The sequence below is a fragment of the Georgenia satyanarayanai genome (assembly GCF_023715365.1).
GTDB lineage: Bacteria > Actinomycetota > Actinomycetes > Actinomycetales > Actinomycetaceae > Oceanitalea > Oceanitalea satyanarayanai_B.
In genome coordinates this window covers 179211-197191 of the sequence record NZ_JAMBNZ010000003.1, presented here as the reverse complement: position 1 = coordinate 197191, position 17981 = coordinate 179211, and the positions used below count along the sequence as shown (strand labels likewise).

17 protein-coding genes are annotated in these 17981 nt (G+C 73.4%); 13 read left to right on the top strand and 4 right to left on the bottom strand.

The genetic code is table 11. The features are described from left to right. Positions 1-14: 14 nt before the first annotated feature. From dnaK to M3148_RS05070, 7 genes are all read left to right on the top strand, one after another. The gene (dnaK, locus tag M3148_RS05100; protein ID WP_251303607.1) at positions 15-1868 is read left to right on the top strand and encodes a molecular chaperone DnaK; all 1854 of its coding nucleotides are present in this window, start codon (positions 15-17) and stop codon (positions 1866-1868) included. Next, positions 1865-2485, top strand: coding sequence for a nucleotide exchange factor GrpE (locus M3148_RS05095; protein WP_251303606.1), 621 nt, complete (start codon positions 1865-1867; stop codon positions 2483-2485). Before dnaK ends, M3148_RS05095 begins: the two co-directional genes overlap by 4 nt. A gap of 80 nt (positions 2486-2565) precedes the next feature. Further along, positions 2566-3555 (top strand): DnaJ C-terminal domain-containing protein, encoded by a 990-nt coding sequence (locus M3148_RS05090; protein ID WP_251303605.1) that lies wholly within the window; start codon positions 2566-2568, stop codon positions 3553-3555. Between the two features lie 19 nt (positions 3556-3574). Further along, positions 3575-3979 carry a heat shock protein transcriptional repressor HspR gene (locus tag M3148_RS05085; protein ID WP_251303604.1) on the top strand — a complete coding sequence of 135 codons (405 nt, stop codon included), beginning with the start codon at positions 3575-3577 and terminating at the stop codon, positions 3977-3979. A 72-nt stretch (positions 3980-4051) separates the two neighbouring features. After that, positions 4052-4852, top strand: a complete 801-nt coding sequence (locus M3148_RS05080; RefSeq protein ID WP_251303603.1) for a hypothetical protein — start codon at positions 4052-4054, stop codon at positions 4850-4852. Between the two features lie 60 nt (positions 4853-4912). Further along, positions 4913-5359 carry a hypothetical protein gene (locus M3148_RS05075; RefSeq protein ID WP_251303602.1) on the top strand — a complete coding sequence of 149 codons (447 nt, stop codon included), beginning with the start codon at positions 4913-4915 and terminating at the stop codon, positions 5357-5359. Between the two features lie 50 nt (positions 5360-5409). After that, positions 5410-6231, top strand: a complete 822-nt coding sequence (locus tag M3148_RS05070) for a hypothetical protein (protein ID WP_251303601.1) — start codon at positions 5410-5412, stop codon at positions 6229-6231. Positions 6232-6297: 66 nt separating this feature from the next. Here M3148_RS05070 and M3148_RS05065 read toward each other — a convergent pair whose 3' ends face one another. Further along, entirely contained in the window at positions 6298-8379 is a 2082-nt protein-coding gene (locus M3148_RS05065) for a prolyl oligopeptidase family serine peptidase (RefSeq protein ID WP_251303600.1), read from the bottom strand. Positions 8380-8441: 62 nt separating this feature from the next. Continuing rightward, on the bottom strand, positions 8442-8606 hold the full coding sequence (locus tag M3148_RS05060; protein WP_251303599.1) for an antitoxin: 165 nt from the start codon (positions 8604-8606) through the stop codon (positions 8442-8444). 228 nt (positions 8607-8834) lie between these two features. Here M3148_RS05060 and M3148_RS05055 point away from each other — a divergent pair, with 228 nt between their 5' ends. Then, positions 8835-10262, top strand: coding sequence for an amidase (locus tag M3148_RS05055; RefSeq protein ID WP_251303598.1), 1428 nt, complete (start codon positions 8835-8837; stop codon positions 10260-10262). A 136-nt stretch (positions 10263-10398) separates the two neighbouring features. Here M3148_RS05055 and M3148_RS05050 read toward each other — a convergent pair whose 3' ends face one another. Beyond that, a complete protein-coding gene (locus M3148_RS05050) occupies positions 10399-10599 on the bottom strand; it encodes a hypothetical protein (protein WP_251303597.1) in 201 nt (66 codons plus the stop codon). Between the two features lie 165 nt (positions 10600-10764). Here M3148_RS05050 and clpB point away from each other — a divergent pair, with 165 nt between their 5' ends. The 3 genes from clpB to M3148_RS05035 all read left to right on the top strand — a co-directional run bounded on the left by clpB (position 10765) and on the right by M3148_RS05035 (position 15864). Next, positions 10765-13380, top strand: coding sequence for an ATP-dependent chaperone ClpB (clpB, locus tag M3148_RS05045; protein ID WP_251303596.1), 2616 nt, complete (start codon positions 10765-10767; stop codon positions 13378-13380). A gap of 108 nt (positions 13381-13488) precedes the next feature. Further along, a complete protein-coding gene (locus M3148_RS05040; protein ID WP_251303595.1) occupies positions 13489-14295 on the top strand; it encodes a serine hydrolase domain-containing protein in 807 nt (268 codons plus the stop codon). Between the two features lie 15 nt (positions 14296-14310). Further along, the gene (locus tag M3148_RS05035) at positions 14311-15864 is read left to right on the top strand and encodes a patatin-like phospholipase family protein (protein ID WP_251303594.1); all 1554 of its coding nucleotides are present in this window, start codon (positions 14311-14313) and stop codon (positions 15862-15864) included. Between the two features lie 6 nt (positions 15865-15870). Here M3148_RS05035 and M3148_RS05030 read toward each other — a convergent pair whose 3' ends face one another. Next, a complete protein-coding gene (locus M3148_RS05030) occupies positions 15871-16653 on the bottom strand; it encodes an exodeoxyribonuclease III (protein ID WP_251303593.1) in 783 nt (260 codons plus the stop codon). A gap of 37 nt (positions 16654-16690) precedes the next feature. On the opposite strand from M3148_RS05030, the gene pyrE reads away from it, so the two are divergent. Then, complete coding sequence (gene pyrE / locus M3148_RS05025; RefSeq protein ID WP_251303592.1) at positions 16691-17272, top strand: orotate phosphoribosyltransferase; 582 nt, start codon at positions 16691-16693, stop codon at positions 17270-17272. 189 nt (positions 17273-17461) lie between these two features. Continuing rightward, complete coding sequence (locus M3148_RS05020; RefSeq protein ID WP_251303591.1) at positions 17462-17923, top strand: PepSY domain-containing protein; 462 nt, start codon at positions 17462-17464, stop codon at positions 17921-17923. Positions 17924-17981 lie beyond the last annotated feature (58 nt).

Genomic DNA, 17981 nt, shown 5'->3' with positions numbered 1-17981 from the left:
CAGGAGAACGACACATGGCACGAGCGGTCGGAATCGACCTGGGCACCACCAACTCCGTGGTGTCCGTCCTCGAGGGTGGCGAGCCCACCGTGATCGCGAACGCCGAGGGTGCTCGCACGACGCCGTCGGTGGTCGCCTTCAGCAAGTCCGGCGAGGTGCTCGTCGGTGAGGTCGCCAAGCGTCAGGCGGTGACCAACGTCGACCGGACCATCACCTCGGTCAAGCGTCACATGGGCACCGACTGGACCACCTCGATCGACGACAAGAACTACACCGCGCAGGAGATCTCCGCGCGCGTCCTCGGCAAGCTCAAGCGCGACGCCGAGCAGTACCTGGGCGAGACGGTGACCGACGCGGTCATCACGGTCCCCGCCTACTTCAACGACGCCGAGCGTCAGGCGACGAAGGACGCCGGCCAGATCGCCGGCCTCAACGTCACGCGCATCGTCAACGAGCCCACCGCCGCTGCCCTGGCCTACGGCCTCGAGCGCGGCAAGGAGGACGAGCTCATCCTCGTCTTCGACCTCGGTGGCGGCACCTTCGACGTCTCCCTCCTGGAGATCGGCAAGGACGACGACGACTTCTCCACCATCCAGGTGCGCGCCACCAACGGTGACAACCGCCTCGGTGGTGACGACTGGGACCAGCGGGTCGTCGACTGGCTCGTCACCCAGGTGAAGAACAAGGACGGCATCGACCTGTCCAAGGACAAGATCGCCCTCCAGCGCCTGCGTGAGGCGGCCGAGCAGGCCAAGAAGGAGCTCTCCTCGACGACGAGCACCAACATCTCGCTGCAGTACCTGTCGATGAGCGAGAACGGCCCCATCCACCTGGACGAGAAGCTCACGCGGGCACAGTTCCAGGAGATGACCAAGGACCTCCTCGACCGCACCAAGGCCCCGTTCCAGGCCGTCATCAGCGACGCCGGGATCAAGGTCGCGGACATCGACCACGTCGTCCTCGTCGGTGGCTCCACCCGGATGCCCGCCGTCACGGACCTCGTCAAGGAGCTGACCGGCGGCAAGGAGCCCAACAAGGGCGTCAACCCGGACGAGGTCGTCGCCGTCGGCGCGGCCCTCCAGGCCGGCGTCATCCAGGGTGACCGCAAGGACATCCTCCTCATCGACGTCACGCCGCTGTCCCTCGGCATCGAGACCAAGGGCGGGGTGATGACCAAGCTCATCGAGCGGAACACCGCCATCCCGACCAAGCGCTCGGAGGTGTTCTCCACCGCCGAGGACAACCAGCCCAGCGTTCTCATCCAGGTCTTCCAGGGTGAGCGCGAGTTCGCCCGGGACAACAAGCCGCTGGGCACCTTCGAGCTCACCGGCATCGCCCCGGCGCCCCGCGGCATGCCGCAGGTCGAGGTCACCTTCGACATCGACGCCAACGGCATCGTCCACGTGTCCGCCAAGGACCGTGGCACGGGCCAGGAGCAGTCGATGACCATCACCGGTGGCTCGGCCCTGCCCAAGGACGAGATCGACCGCATGGTCAAGGAGGCCGAGGCGCATGCCGCCGAGGACAAGCAGCGCCGCGAGGAGGCCGAGACCCGCAACACCGCCGAGCAGCTCGTCTACTCCACCGAGAAGCTCCTGACGGACAACGCGGACAAGCTCCCCGAGGACGTCTCCAGCGAGGTCCGCTCCGCCGTCGACGACCTCAAGAAGGCTCTCGAGGGCGACGACGTCGCCGAGATCACCGCCAAGCAGCAGGCGCTGACGACCGTCTCGCAGAAGATCGGCGAGGCCCTCTACGCCCAGCAGCAGAGCGCCCCGCAGGACGCTCCCGCCGCGGGTGAGGCGCCGTCCGGCACGGACGAGGACGTCGTCGACGCCGAAATCGTGGACGAGGACGAAAACAAGTGACCGCGGAGAACCCCCAGGCACAGGGCCCGCCGGAGGGCGACGAGATCAAGCCCGTCGTGCGCGACAGGCGCCGCATCGACCCGGAGACCGGGAAGGTGCGCGAGCCCGCCCAGGACGCGCCGGAGGAGGCGCCCGCCGCGGAGGCCGACCAGCCGCAGGACGGCGCCCTCGCGGCCGCCAAGGCGGAGGCCGCCGACCTCAGCGACCAGCTCGCCCGGCGCAACGCCGACCTGTACAACCTCCAGCAGGAGTACAACGGCTACGTGCGGCGCTCCAAGGCCGCTGCCTCCGAGCAGCGCGCCGCGGGGCAGGCCGAGGTGGTCGAGGCGCTCCTCGGCGTCCTCGACGAGATCGAGCTGGCCCGCCAGCACGGCGACCTCACCGGCCCGCTCGGCGCGACCGCCGAGAAGCTCGAGTCGACGCTGGCGCAGCGCTTCGGCGTCGAGCGCTTCGGCGCCCCCGCCGAGGAGTTCGACCCCGAGCTGCACGACGCGCTCATGAGCACGCCGGACCCGGAGGCGACGTCCACGACGATCGCCCAGGTCATGCAGCCCGGCTACCGAGTGGGCGAGAAGGTGCTGCGCGCTGCGCGCGTGGCCGTGACCAGCCCCGAGTAGCAGGCACGCACGGTGCCGGCCGCGCCCCCGCGCGCGGCCGGCACCGCCCCACGACACGACGACGAAGGAGGTGAGGCCCGGTGACCGGCCAGGACTGGATCGAGAAGGACTTCTACAAGACGCTCGGCGTCTCCAAGGACGCCGACGGCGCGACGATCAAGAAGGCGTACCGCAAGCTCGCCCGGGACCTCCACCCCGACCGCAACCCCGGTGACGCCTCCGCCGAGGGGCGCTTCAAGGAGGTCGGCGAGGCCTACTCAATCCTCTCCGACCCCGAGCAACGCAAGCAGTACGACGCGATCCGCGCGATGGCCGGGGGCGGCGCACGGTTCTCCGCCGGCACCGGCGGTCCCTCCGGCGCGGCCGGCTTCGAGGACCTCTTCGGTGGGATGTTCGGCGGCGGCGGCACCGGAGGTGGCCGCACCCGTTTCTCCACCGGTGGTGGCGGCGGCTTCGAGGACATCCTCCAGGACATGTTCTCCGGCGGCGGGGGCGGGGGCTTCGGCTCGCGCCGCACCACGCAGCGCGGCGGGGACATCACGACGAGCGCGACCCTGCCCTTCCGCAACGCGGTCGAGGGCTCCACGGTTCAGCTCACCACCAACGGCCGGTCGATGAACGTGCGCATCCCGGCCGGCGTCAGCGACGGCCAGAAGATCCGCCTGCGCGGCAAGGGGCAGCCCGGTCGCGGCGGCGGTGAGCCCGGGGACATGGTCGTCACCGTCCACGTCGAGCCGCACCCCGTCTTCACGATGGACGGCCTCAACCTCAAGGTCACCGTGCCGGTGACCTTCGCCGAGGCCGCGCTCGGCGCGACCATCGACGTGCCCACCCTCTCCGGGGAGACGGTGCGGCTCAAGGTACCCGCCGCGACGCCGTCGGGACGGACGCTGCGTGTCAAGGGCCGCGGCATCGACACCCCCAAGGGGACCGGCGACCTGCTCGTCACCGTCCAGGTGGCCGTCCCCACCCACCTGCCGGCTGACGCCCGCAAGGCCGTCGAGGCCTTCGCGGCCGCCACGAGCGGTGAGGACCCGCGCGCCGACCTCAGGGCCCGCGCGACACGCTGAGTCCGGAGAGGAGGACGTGATGGACATCGACGACGACGCACCCCTCTACGTCATCTCCGTGGCCGCCGAGCTCGCGGGGATGCACCCGCAGACCCTGCGCCAGTACGACCGCCTCGGCATCGTCATCCCCCAGCGCGCCCGCGGGCGGGGTCGGCGCTACTCGCGGCGGGACGTCGACTCCCTGCGCGAGGTCCAGCGGCTGTCCCAAGACGAGGGCATCAACCTCGCCGGGATCCGCCGGATCATCGAGCTCGAGCGCGAGCTCGACCGGACCCGTGACGAGCTCCAGCGGCTGCGCGCCTTCACCACGGCGCGCGTCTTCGCCGCCGACCCCTCCGGTGAGGTGAGCGAGCTCGCGCCGGGCCGGCGCCCGCGCCGCTCCGGCGGCGCCCTCGTCATCTGGCGCCCGCCCTACCGCGGCTGAGCCGCCTCGCGGGGGACTGGTCAGGGCGGCCTGCCGGGAGGACACTGGGCCCGAGGGGCTCGGGAGGGCGCCATGACCGGTGGGACAGCGGCACGGTTGCGGATCGGCGACGCGCACGACGTCGAGAGCGCCGCCCGTGCGCTCGCCTCCGGCGCCTTCGTCGTCCACGTGTTCGCCAACCTCTACGCGCTCACCACGCGCGGCGACGCGCCGACCGTCCACGCCGCGAACGAGTTCAAGGGCCGCCGACCGGGGCAGGTCGGGAGCGTGACGACGACGCCCGCTCGTCTCACCGGCCTCGTCGACCTCGCGCGGCTGCCCGGCGGCCTGCGGGCGGACGACGTCCTCGGCGCGGTCGACGAGCTGCTCTGCCTCGGCCCCCTCGGATTCCGGGCCCCCGCCGCCGCCCACGTCCCCGACCACCTCACCGCCCGCGACGACGCCGGCCGCTGGGTCCAGGTCATCGTGCCCGGCTACCGGTGCCCGTCCAACGTGTTCCTCGCGCGGAGCCTGCGGCTGTGCGCCACCGACCACCTCCACATCACCTCGGCGAACCGCTCGCACCACCTCACCGGGGCCGAGGAGGAGCCGCCGCACCACCGGGCGTCCGCCATCCGCGACGAGCTCGGCGCCGATCCGCGGGTCGTGGTGCTCGAGCACGACGACGAGGCCGCCGCCCTGCTGCAGTACCCGCAGCACGCCCCGATGTCGACGACCGTCCTGGGTCTGCGCCCCGGGCTGCCGGGCCGCACGCTTACCCTGGAGCGGCTCGGATCCCTTCCCGCGGACGCGGTCCGCACCGTCCTTGCTCGCCACGGGCTCACCCTCGCCGTCCCGACCGGTCTGCGCCCGCTCACCCAGCGCGTCTACTGACCGGGCCGGTGGCTCCCGCCTGCCCTACCGCGGCCGGGCCGGTCCCGGCACACTGGGGCCATGGCCGACGAGGAGCTCCTGCGCCGCCTGCACGCCACGGGCGTGGCTCTCGGACGCCCGCCCGAGCCGATCCCCGAGGCGGACCCCTGGGAGCCCGAGGACCCCCTCGACGCGCACAGCCCCGTCGTCGTCGTCTTCCCCGGCCCGCCGAACCTGCACGTCCACCTGCACGACGACGGTGAGGACGCCGTCCACCTCGACACCTACGTCACCTTCGACGTGCCCCGACGCCACACCGTCGCCGTCGTCACGGCGCTGCTGTCGAAGGAGGGCGTCTACACGCGGGCGCCCCGCGGCGTGCTCGGCGTGCTCTCCCGGCGGTTCGGTCTCGAGCTCCTCGACGAGGTCGCCGTCGACGTGCCGGGGGCGACCTACACCCAGGCGGTGCCCTGGGTCCCGACCAGCCCGCTCAACGGCTGGATCGCCGGTCTGCCTCGACGGTCCTGACCGCTCACCTGGCATGCTGGTGCTGCCCACCGACGCCAGAAGGAGCCGAGATGACCGCGAACGACGGCGGACCTGACGAGCCACGCTACGGCCGGCGCCTGCCCGAGGGGCAGCGGCCTCCGTCCTACGGCCAGAATGACGCCGGCCAGCAGTCGGGCGGCTACGGCCAGCAGGGTGGCGGTTACGGCCAGCAGGGCGGTGGCTACGGGCAGCAGCCCGGCCAGCCCGGGGCGTACGGCCAGCAGCCCGGCTACGGACAGCAGCCCGGCTACGGCCAGCCGGGGTACGGCCCACCCGGCGGGTACGGCTACGGGCCCGGCCCGAGCGGGCCGCAGCCCAAGCGCACCGGCCCCATCGTCCTCATCGTCCTGTCGGCGATCGCCATGGTCGCCGCACCGATCATCGGCTTCTTCATCGGCATCGCGTCGGTCGTCGACTCGCTCGAGGGCGTCGTGGACGGTGCCCAGGTCACCAACGGCCGGTCCACCGACCTGCAGGCCGACACCGACTACGTCATCTACTTCGGCACCTCGTCGGTCGACCCCAGCCAGATCGAGTGCACGGTCACCGGGCCTGGCGGCCAGACCATCGCCACGGCTCCGGACACCCTCGGCCTCGACGTGCCCGACTCCGCCATCGGCCTCGGTTTCACGACGGCGCAAGCCGGCAGCCACACCTTCGACTGCGACCTGCCGCAGGACGCCGGCTCGGCCCTCACCATCGGTCCGCCGCTCGACATCTCCGACCTCACGAGCATCGGGGTCGCCGTCCTCGTCGGCCTGGCGATCGGTTTCGTCGCCTTCATCCTCCTCATCGTCGGCATCGTCTGGCTCGTGCGCGTCAACAAGCGCATCCGCACCGGCCAGTACTGACCCGCGAACGACGGCAGCCGGCCCTCAGCTCGCGCTGGGGGCCGGCTGCCGTCGTCCTGAGGCTTCTCAGCCGTCCAGGCGCTGCCAGAGGAACTCGTGGGCCAGGGCCTGCATGAACGCGGCCTGCGCGTTCGTCGCGGCGCCGCCGTGGCCACCCTCGATGTTCTCGTAGTACGTGACGTCCTTGCTCGCCTCGGCCATGAGCGCCATCATCTTGCGCGCGTGGCCGGGGTGGACGCGGTCGTCGCGGGTGGACGTCGTGAAGAGGACGGGCGGGTGCCCGTCGGCCGGGTCGAAGCGGTGGTAGGCCGAGAAGGTCCTGATGAACTCCCACTGCTCAGGGTCGTCCGGGTCGCCGTACTCGGCCATCCACGAGGCGCCCGCGAGCAGGTGGCTGTAGCGCTTCATGTCGAGCAGCGGCACCTGGCAGACGATCGCCCCGAAGAGCTCGGGGTAGCCGGTGATCATGTTGCCCATGAGCAGGCCGCCGTTGGATCCGCCCTGCGCGCCGAGGTGCGCGGGGTCGGTGACGCCGCGCGCCACGAGGTCACGTGCCACGGCGGCGAAGTCCTCGTAGGCGCGGTGACGCTTCTCCTTGAGCGCGGCCTGGTGCCAGCGCGGCCCGTACTCCCCGCCGCCGCGGATGTTGGCGACGACGTAGGCCCCGCCCCGCGCGAGCCAGGCACGGCCCACGGTGGCCGAGTACGCGAGCAGCCGGGGGATCTCGAAGCCGCCGTACCCGGACAGGAGCGTCGGCAGCGGACGCACCACCTCGTTGTCGGCCACCGGGGTGGGGGACACCTGGAAGTACGGCACCCGGGTGCCGTCGTCGGACACGGCGAAGTGCTGCTCGACGTGCAGGCCCTCGGTGTCGAAGAAGGCCGGCAGCGCCTTGAGCGGCTCGAGGCCGACGACGCCGCCGCCCGCGTCGAGGTCCAGCCGGGCGAGCGTCGTCGGGGTGAGGAAGCCGGTGACGGTGAGCCACAGGGCGTCGGACTCGTCGCGGTCGACGGCGCCGACGGCGATCGTCGCCAGCCGCGGCGCCTCCCAGCCGGTCCCGGCGGAGGCGAGGTCGAGCGGGCGCCGCTGCCAGGTGCCGTCGGTGGGGGTGAGGACCTCGAGCCGGTTCGTCACGTCGTCGAGGACGTTGAGGACGAGGTGGTGGCGGGTCCAGCTCGCCCCGACGAGCGCCGTCGACTCGGTGGGCTCGTAGAGGACCGCGAAGTCGCGGCTGCCGGCAAGGAAGTCGTCCAGGCGGATGGCGAGGAGCCCGCCGCCGGGCAGGACGCGGCCCTCGACCTCCCAGTTCTCGCGCAGCTCGACGGTGAGCCACTCGCGGTGGAGGTCGGGCTCCGCGGAGCGCGGGACGTCGATGCGGGTGAGCTCGCCGCCTGCGAGGAGGTACATGTCGGAGTCGTAGAAGGCGCGCGCCCGCCACACGATGTCCCGCTCGAAGCCCGGCGTGAAGTCGTGGCCGGCACCGATCGACATGTCGGTGTGCTCGCCGGCGAAGACCTCCGGGGCGTCCGCCAGCGCGGTGCCCCGCTCCCACCGGCGCACCGTGCGCGGGTAGCCCGAGGGCGTCATCGAGCCCTCCCCGACGTCCGTGTAGGCGTAGACGACGTCCCCGGAGCTGTCGGCCCAGCTCAGCGCGCCCTTGGACTCCTCGCGGACGAAGCCGTCCTCGACGAAGGTCTTGGTCACGAGGTCGAACTCACGGGTGACGTCGGCGTCGGCGCCGCCGCGGGACAGCGCGACCAGGGCCCGCTCGTAGGCCGGGCGCAGCACCTGCGCGCCGTGCCACACCCAGCTGACGCCCTCCTCGGCCGCGAGCGCGTCGACGTCGAGGAGCACCTCCCACTCCGGCTCCGCGGTGCGGTAGGACTCCCAGGTGGTGCGCCGCCACAGCCCACGCTCGTGCTCGGCGTCGGTCCAGAAGTTGTACAGGTGCTCGCCGCGCTGGACGACGGCGGGGATCTTCTCGGTCGAGTCGAGGACCTCGAGGATCTCCTCGCGCAGCTGCGTGAAGCGCTCGGTCTCCAGGGCGCTGACGGCCCGCTCGTTGTGGGCGCGGACCCAGTCGAGCGCGGCGTCGCTCTCGACGTCCTCGAGCCAGGCGTGGGGGTCGGTGGGGGAGTCTGCAGTCATGGGCACATCCCATCACGCGCGCCGACGGCCGGACCCCGCGAGGGGGCCCGGCCGCCCGCGGGTCACTCGTTGCCGAGCTTCTTGTCCGCGGCGTCCTGCGCGCTGTCGATCTTGTCGCTGTGCTTGCCACCCGTCTTGGCGTCAGCGGCGTCGCCGGCCTTGTCGAGCGCGGCGTCGCTCTTCTGCTCGTCGCCCAGGGCGTCCTTGGCCTTGTCACCGATCCCCATGCTCAGTCCCCTCTCGTCTGCGCCGCCGGGTGGCGGCTGGTGCTCCACAGTGCGCCCGCCCGTCCCTGCCCGCAACGGGAGAGCGCCGCCGCGCGGGCGCCGCGACGATGGGCCGGTGGTGGACGACGACGCAGCGGGGCCGCCGTACTCGCCCGCGACGACGCCCCCTCGCGCCGGCCGCGCTCACTGGCTGCGGCTGGAGCTCGGCCGTGTCGATAGCCTCGGATGATGAGTGACATCCACGAGCTCAGCGCCCTCGACCTCGCCGCCGCCGTCCGCCGCGGTGAGCTCGACCCGCGCGACGTCGTCGACCACACCCTCGAGCGGGCCGGACGGCTGGGCCCGGCCGTCGGCGCCTTCGCCCACCTCACCCCTGGCCTCGCCCGCGAGCAGGCCGCCGCCGCCACCCGCCGGCTGAGCGACGGGGGAGAGCTGCCGCCCTTCCTCGGCGTCCCCGTCCCGGTCAAGGACCTCACCATGGTCGCCGGCCAGCCCTTCGAGGCCGGCAGCGCGGCCCTGCGCGGCTACGTCGCCCCCGCCGACGACGGCGTGGCGGTGCGCCTGCGCGAGGCCGGCACCCTCATGGTCGGCAAGACGACGACGCCGGAGCTCGGGCTGCCGTCCTACACCGAGCCCGACGTCGCACCACCGGCCCGCAGCCCGTGGGACCCGCGCCGCAGCGCGGGCGGCTCCTCCGGCGGGGCAGCGGCCGCCGTGGCCGCCGGCATCGTCCCCGCCGCGCACGCGAGCGACGGCGGCGGCTCCATCCGCATCCCCGCCGCCGCGTGCGGGCTCGTCGGGCTCAAGGCGAGCCGCGGGCGGGTGTCGAAGGGGCCGTTCGGGGTCGACGGCGCCGGCCTCACCGTCGACGGCGTCGTCACCCGCACGGTGCGCGACACCGCCGCCTTCCTCGACGTCCTCTCCGAGCCGTGGCCGGGGGACCACTACCTCCTCCCCGGGCCGCGCTCCTCCTTCCTCGCGGCCTGCGGGCACCGGCCGCGCGAGCTGCGCATCGGCGTCCTCACCCGGCCGATCAACGTCCACGAGGCGCCGGTGCACGAGACGTCCCTCGCCGCCGTCGACCGTGCCGTGCGGCTGCTCGAGGAGATGGGGCACGCGGTGACGACGACCCAGGTGCCCTTCAGCCCCGAGGAGTGGGAGCACTTCACCCCGCTGTGGGCCGTGGGGGCGCTGTCCGCCCCGGTCCCGCCCGAGGCCGAGGAGCTGCTCGTGCCCCTCACCCGGTGGATGCGCGAGCAGGGACGGCAGTACTCCGGGCTCGACTACGCGGCCGCCGTCGCCGCGGTCCAGCGCCTGGCCCGCTCGGCGGCCGAGGTGTGGCGCGACCTCGACGTCGTCCTCACCCCGGCGCTCGCGACCCCTGCCCCGTTCATCGGGGGCATGCGCGACGACGCCGACCCGGCGGCGGACTTCGAGGCGCAGAAGGCCTTCACGCCGTGGACGAGCCCGTGGAACATGCTCGGCGCCCCGGCGATCACCATCCCGCTGCACCGCGCCGAGGTCGACGGCGTCACGCTGCCGGTCGGCGTCCAGCTCGGGGCCACCCGGCTCGGCGACGAGGAGCTGCTCCTCGGCCTGGCCGCGGCGCTCGAGGAGGCCGACCCCTGGCCGACGAGCCCGGTCGAGCCGGTCTGAGCCGGGCGCTGCGGAGACCGGCTCCGGATCCCGCCACAAACGCTGGGCGGCCGGTGGGAAACGCCGGCGACACGCCGAGCGGGTGTTGTCATAGGCGTCGCTTGTGGCGGGATCCGACAGGGTGGTGTCTGACGCGTCAGTCCGGCGGCTCCACCGGGGGCGGGCCGGGGGACTCGCTGGGCGGCTCGACGGACGGTGCGCTCGGCGGCGCGGTGGGCGGCTGCCCGGGAGGCGGCGGGTCCGCGAGCGGTGCCGCGGGCTCCTGCGAGGGCAGGGGCTCACCGGGCGGGACGGCGGGCCCGCCGGGACCGGGGCCCGGGGGAGGGAGTGTCGACATGATCGTGGCTCCTTCGGTCGGTGCTCGTACCTCCGAGCGTGCGCCCGGCGGCGGCCCGCCGCATCTCGTCACGACCGGGAGACGGTGCGCACACAGACTTGAGCGGAATAGACTCAACCCTGCGGCGTTGACCTCAGTGGAACCCGAACTCACCCGGAGGATTCGATGGACAAGCTGACCACCAAGTCGCAGGAGGCGATCGCCTCCGCCATGCGCTCGGCCGCGACGGCCGGCAACCCCCAGCTCGAGCCGGTCCACGTGCTCGTGGCGCTGCTCGAGCAGCCCGGCGGTGTCGCGCCCGCTCTCGTCGACGCCGTCGGAGCCAACCGTGCCGCCGTCGTCGAGCGCGCCACGGCCGCGGCCGCCGCGCTGCCCGGTGCTTCCGGGTCCTCCGTGGTCCAGCCCTCCCCGTCGCGCCCGATGATGACCGTCATCACCCAGGCCGGGGAGGAGGCGACCGCCCTCGGGGACGAGTTCGTCTCCACCGAGCACCTCCTCCTCGCGCTCGCCCGCAGCGAGAGCCCCGCCGGGCAGGTCCTGCGCGACCTCGGTGCCGACCGGGACGCGCTCCTGGACGCGCTGCCCACGGTCCGCGGCTCCGGCCGCGTCACCAGTGCCGACCCCGAGGGCACCTACCAGGCCCTGGAGAAGTACGGCCAGGACCTCACCGCCGCTGCCCGCGACGGGCGCCTGGACCCCGTCATCGGCCGTGACGCCGAGATCCGCCGCGTCGTCCAGGTGCTCTCCCGCCGCACGAAGAACAACCCCGTGCTCATCGGTGAGCCCGGCGTCGGCAAGACGGCCGTCGTCGAGGGGCTGGCCCAGCGCATCGTCAACGGGGACGTCCCCGAGTCGCTACGCGACAAGCGGCTCATCGCCCTCGACCTCGGCTCGATGGTCGCCGGCGCGAAGTACCGCGGCGAGTTCGAGGAGCGCCTCAAGGCGGTCCTCCAGGAGATCAAGGACTCCGACGGCGAGGTCGTCACCTTCATCGACGAGCTCCACACCGTCGTCGGCGCCGGTGCCGCCGAGGGCGCGATGGACGCCGGGAACATGCTCAAGCCCATGCTCGCCCGCGGTGAGCTGCGGATGGTCGGCGCCACGACCCTCGACGAGTTCCGCGAGCACATCGAGAAGGACCCCGCCCTCGAGCGCCGCTTCCAGCAGGTCTTCGTCGGCGAGCCCTCCGTCGAGGACACCGTCGCGATCCTGCGCGGCATCGCGCCCAAGTACGAGGCGCACCACCAGGTGACGATCTCCGACGGCGCGCTCGTCGCCGCCGCGACCCTCTCCGACCGGTACATCAGCGGCCGCCAGCTGCCCGACAAGGCCATCGACCTCGTCGACGAGGCCGCCTCCCGCCTGCGCATGGAGCTCGACTCCTCCCCCGAGGAAGTCGACGCGCTGCGCCGCTCCGTCGAGCGGCTGCGGATGGAGGAGGCCTACCTCGTCGAGTCCGCCGACGCCGACGACCCGGCCTCCCGGGACCGCCTCGAGCGGCTGCGCGCCGAGCTCGCCGACCGCTCCGAGGAGCTCGCCGCCCTCACCGCCCGGTGGGAGGCGGAGAAGGCCGGCCACAACCGCGTCGGTGACCTCAAGCAGCGCCTCGACTCCCTGCGCACGGAGGCCGACCGTGCCGAGCGCGAGGGCCACTACGAGGACGCCGGCCGCCTGCGCTACGGCGACATCCCGGCCGTGGAGCGGGAGATCCGCGAGGCCGAGGCCGCCGAGGCCAGCCAGACCGCCGAGACCCCGATGATCGCCGACCGTGTCTCCGCGGACGAGGTCGCCGAGGTCGTCGCCGCCTGGACCGGCATCCCCGTCGGCCGGCTTCTCGAGGGGGAGACCGAGAAGCTCCTGCGCATGGAGGACGTCCTCGGCCAGCGGCTCATCGGCCAGCGCACCGCCGTCCAGGCCGTGTCGGACGCCGTGCGGCGCTCCCGGGCGGGCCTGTCGGACCCCGACCGGCCCACCGGCTCCTTCCTGTTCCTCGGCCCCACCGGCGTCGGCAAGACCGAGCTGGCCAAGTCGCTCGCCGACTTCCTCTTCGACGACGAGCGCGCCATCGTCCGCATCGACATGAGCGAGTACTCCGAGAAGCACTCGGTCTCCCGGCTCGTCGGCGCCCCTCCGGGGTACGTCGGCTACGAGGAGGGTGGGCAGCTCACCGAGGCGGTGCGCCGCCGCCCCTACTCCGTCGTCCTGCTCGACGAGGTCGAGAAGGCCCACCCGGAGATCTTCGACATCCTCCTCCAGGTGCTCGACGACGGCCGGCTCACCGACGGTCAGGGCCGCACGGTGGACTTCCGCAACGTCATCCTCGTCCTCACCTCCAACCTCGGCTCGCAGTTCCTCGTCGACCAGGCGATGCCCGAGGAGGCCAAGCGCGAGGCGGTGATGAGCGCGGTGCGGGCGGCCTTCAAGCCCGAGTTCCTCAACCGGCTCGACGACGTCGTCCTCTTCGACGCGCTCACTCTCGAGGAGCTCGGCTCCATCGTCGAGCTCCAGGTCGCGCGGCTGCGTGACCGGCTCGCCGAGCGCCGCATCACCCTGGAGGTGACGGCGGCGGCCGCCGAGTGGCTCGCCTTCGAGGGCTACGACCCGGCCTACGGCGCGCGTCCGCTGCGCCGGCTCGTCCAGCGTGAGATCGGCGACCAGCTCGCCCGCCTCATGCTCGGCGGGCAGGTGGCCGACGGCGCGACCGTGACCGTCGACCGCGGGCCCGAGGGCGGCCTCTCCCTCACCGTGGAGGCCGACACGGCCGCCGTCGCCCCTCTCTGACGGCACAGCTCAGCTCTCGCCGAGAAAGACCCCCCCCTCGCGGCGAGAGCTGAGTTCTTCCAGGGGCCGGGGACACCGGGTCCGTCCACAGGTGGCACCCTGGAAGGCATGAGCGCTCTGGACCAGGTGCAGCTGCCGGACTTCCCGCACGCCGTCGTCGTCACCGACGCGAGCGGGACGCGACTGGCCCACGGCGAGGCCGGACAGTCCTTCCCGTGGGCGTCGGTGACCAAGCTGCTGACGACGGCGGCCACGCTCGTCGCCGTCTCCCGCCACCTCGTCGACCTCGAGGAGCCCGCCGGCCCCGAGGGGGCGACGGTGCGCCACCTGCTCGCCCACGCCTCGGGCGTGGCGATGGACTCCGACGACACCCTCAGCGCGCCCGGCCGCCGGCGCATCTACAGCAACCGCGGCATGGAGATCGTCGCGGACCACGTCGCCGAGGCGACGGGCACCGACTTCGCCGACTGGCTGGAGGACACGGTGCTCGTCCCGCTGGGCCTGAGCACCGTCGTCCTCGAGGGCTCCCCGGCCCACGGCGCTCGCGGCAGCGCCGAGGACCTCGCCGCCCTCGGCCGGGAGCTCCTCGCCCCTGAGGTCCTGGACCCAGAGCTCCTCGCGGAGGCCACCACCGTCCAGCTGCCGGGCCTGCCGGGCGTGCTGCCCGGCTTCGGGCGCCAGGACCCCAACGACTGGGGCCTGGGCTTCGAGATCCGCGGCACCAAGTCGCCGCACTGGACCGGCAGCGGCAACGCACCGGAGACCTTCGGGCACTTCGGCCAGTCCGGCAGCTTCCTGTGGGTCGACCCGCGGGCCGGCCTGGCCACGGCCTTCCTCGGCGCCGAGCGCTTCGGGGAGTGGGCGGCCGGGCTGTGGCCCGGCCTGTCCGACGCCGTTCTCACCGACCTGCGTTGACGTTAACCTGCTGCCATGCCAGAGGCTCCTGACGTCGTCGGCCTCGTCCTGAGCGGTGGCGGGGCGCGAGCCAGCTTCCAGCTCGGCGCGCTCCGCTACCTCTACGACCGGGTGGGCATCTGCCCCTCGGTCATCACCGGCACCTCGGCGGGCTCGATCCTCGCGGCCGTCCTCGCGCAGTCGGCCGAGCAGGACGGCCAGCGTGCCGCCCTCGCGGGCCTCGAGGAGCTGTGGCGCGGGATGAGCGACTCCTCGGACATGTTCGAGGAGCTGCCGTGGTTCAGCCGGCTGCGCGAGCGCGGCCCGGTGTGGGCCGAGGCCCTCGAGCGGCGCAAGCGGCGCCAGGGTGCGCTCGGCCGCTCCTTCACGCGGGTGGCCGTCCTGCGTGAGGAGATCTCCACCGCGGCCGAGCGGGTCGTCCGCACGGCCAACGGCGAGGGGCGCCAGCCCGAGCGGTCCGAGGAACCGGAGCATCACCCGCCGGTGGAGCACCCACCCGTCCCGACCCAGCCGAGCCGCCTCACGCCGGGCGGTGAGCCCGCCGAGGAGGAGGCCGCGAGCACCGACCGGCACCCCGCGGACGCGCCCGTCTCCGGGCCGGGCCGCTTCCTCGAGTCGATCGACATGCTCCGGACCATGGGTCGCGCGAGCGGTGACCTCGAGACGATCGTCGAGGGCGCCCGCCGCGAGCGCTCGATGTACCGCCCGGGTCCCATCGTCAACCACCTCGTCGATCCCGAGGTCTTCCGGCCCGACGCCGTCGCGGCGTCCGGCGTCACCCTGCGCGTCGCCGTCGTCGGCCTCGAGAGCGGCGAACTGCGCTACGTCACCGAGGACGGCACCCTCGTCGACCGTGATAACCGTCCCCTCGGTGACGGTCCCGTCGACCTCGTCGAGGCGATCCGCGCGTCCTGCGCCATCCCCATGGTCTTCCCGCCGGTGCGGCTCGGGCAGGAGAACTACGTCGACGGCGGGGTGCGGGAGTCACTGCCCGCGGACGTCGCCATCCGGCACCTAGGCGTCGGCACCTGCTACGCCGTCGTCGCCGGCCCGTCCGGGCTGCGCCGCGAGGAGTCCTACGACGACAGGGACATGCTCGGCATCCTCATGCGCACGACGACGGCGATCATGACCGACGAGGTGCAGCGCGACGAGGTGGTCCGGGCCCGCGCGGCGGGCGCCGTCGTCATCGAGCCGGAGTTCGACGTCCACGACACCCTCACCATCGAGCCCGGGCTCGTCGCGATCGCCATGGACTACGGCTACCTCCGGGCGGCGGAGGCCGTCCTCGGCGCGAGCGGCGAGGAGCAGGCCATCACCCGCGAGCTCGTCCTGCTGCGTCGTCGCATCTGGCACGCCGAGGAGGAGATCTTCGGTGAGGACGAGGCGGAGCCGGGCCGCCTGGAGCGGGTCGCCGAGATCGCCGGCCTCAAGTACACCCTGCGCGACCTCCTGCACCGCGTGCCCGCCGAGCGCCTGCCCGAGGGCGCCGAGGAGTGGTGGCGCACCTGGGAGCGCCACCGGAGCGAGATCACCGTCGCGCCCAGCTGGGTGCCGCCGCGGGACTGACCGCGCTCAGTCCAGGTCGACGACGACGGGCACGTGGTCGCTGGCCCCCTTGCCCTTGCGCTCGTTGCGGTCGACGTGGGCGCCGGTCACCCGGGCCGCGAGCGCGGGGGAGGCGTGGACGAGGTCGATCCGCATGCCCTCGTTGCGGGGGAAGCGCAGGCGCTGGTAGTCCCAGTAGGTGTAGGCGCCGGGGGTGTGCTCGCGCGTGACCTCGGCGAAGCCGGCCTCGCCCAGGGCGGCGAGCGCCGCGCGCTCGGGCGGGGAGACGTGGGTGGCGCCGACGAAGGCCGCCGGGTCCCACACGTCCTCGTCGCGCGGGGCGACGTTCCAGTCCCCGACGAGCGCGACCTGGGCGGCGGGGTCGGCCGTGAGCCAGCCGTCGGCGGCGTCGCGCAGGGCCGCGAGCCACTCGAGCTTGTACTGGTAGTGCGGGTCGTCGAGAGTGCGGCCGTTGGGCACGTACAGGCTCCACACCCGCACGCCGTCGACCGTGGCGCCCAGCGCGCGGGCCTCGGCGGCGGCGGGCTCACCCCAGGTCGGCATGCCCGGGAAGCCGGGCTCGACGTCCTCGACGGGCCGTCGGGAGACGACGGCGACGCCGTTCCACTGGCTCAGGCCGTGGTGGGCGACGTGGTAGCCGGCGGCCTCAAAGGGCAGGAGCGGGAACTGCTCGTCGCGGCACTTGGTCTCCTGGAGGGCCAGCACGTCCGTCCCCGACCGCTCGAGGAAGGCGAGGACCCGGTCGACCCGGGTGCGGACGGAGTTGACGTTCCACGTGGCCAGGCGCATGCGCTCGAGGCTACCGGCCGGCCGGTACCCTGCAGCCGTGACCTCCCCCAACGACTCCCTGCGCAGCCGGCTCGCCCAGTACGTCCGCGACCTCGCCGTCGTCCGCGGCGAGGTGACGCTCGCCAGCGGCCGCACCTCCGACCACTACGTCGACATGCGGCGCGTCACCCTCCACCACGCGGCCGCGCCGCTCGTGGGGCACGTCGTGCTCGACCTCCTCGAGGAGGCCGGTCTCGGCCCCGACGAGGTCGACGCCGTCGGCGGGCTCACCATGGGCGCCGACCCGGTCGCCACCGCGGTGCTCCACGCCGCCGCCTCCCGGGGCCTCGCCGTCGACGCCTTCGTCGTGCGCAAGGAGACCAAGGCGCACGGCCTGCAGCGCCGCGTCGAGGGACCGGACGTCGCCGGCCGCCGCGTCGTCGCCGTCGAGGACACCTCGACCACCGGGGGCAGCCTGCTCACCGCCATCGAGGCGCTGCGCGAGGCGGGCGCCGAGGTCGTCGGGGCCGCCGTCGTCGTCGACCGGGACACCGGGGCGCGCGAGCGCGTCGAGGCGGCCGGCGTGCGCTACCTCGCCGCCCTCGGCCGTGAGGACCTCGGGCTCACGCCCCGCGGCTGAGCGGAGGCGAGAACGACGGTGCGAGGGTAGACAGGGGGCATGAACAGAACCGGTGTTGTCCGAGCGGCTGCGGCCGCAGCTGGGATTCTCCTGCTTGCCGGGTGCAACGGCTCTCCCGATGGTGATGTGACACCGACTGCCAGCACGCAGCCCCCTGTGCAGACGCAGGCGCCCACCGCGGACCCCACGATGACCTCCCCCGCGCCCGAGGCGACGTCCACGGCTCCAGCGACGGGGGCAGCCGATGTCGGCGACGCCGTCGCGGCCCTGGAGCAGGCAGCGGGGGCGCTACCCGACGGCCAGCCCTTCGACGTCGAGCGCGAGGATGAAGGCGGGCAGGAGATCTGGGAGATCAAGGTCGCTTCCGCCGGGCAGCAGCACACCGTCCATGTCAGCCTCGACGGGTCCCAGGTCCTCCAGCAGCGCCAGGCGGAGACTCCCGACGACGACGTCGCCAAGATCGCTGCGGCGGAGGTCGACGCCATCACCGCGCTCCGGACTGCCGCCGACGAGCACGGCGGCAGCCTCGACGAGATGGAGATCGACACCCGCCGTGACGGCACCCTGGTGTGGGAGATCGAGCTCGTCCAGCCGGACGGCACTGTCATCGAGGTCGATGTCGACGCCATGACCGGCGAGCTGATCGAGTGAGGTGGCACCGCAGGACCGACGAGAACGGAGACAGCTGATGCGCCTGCGGTCGGCGAGG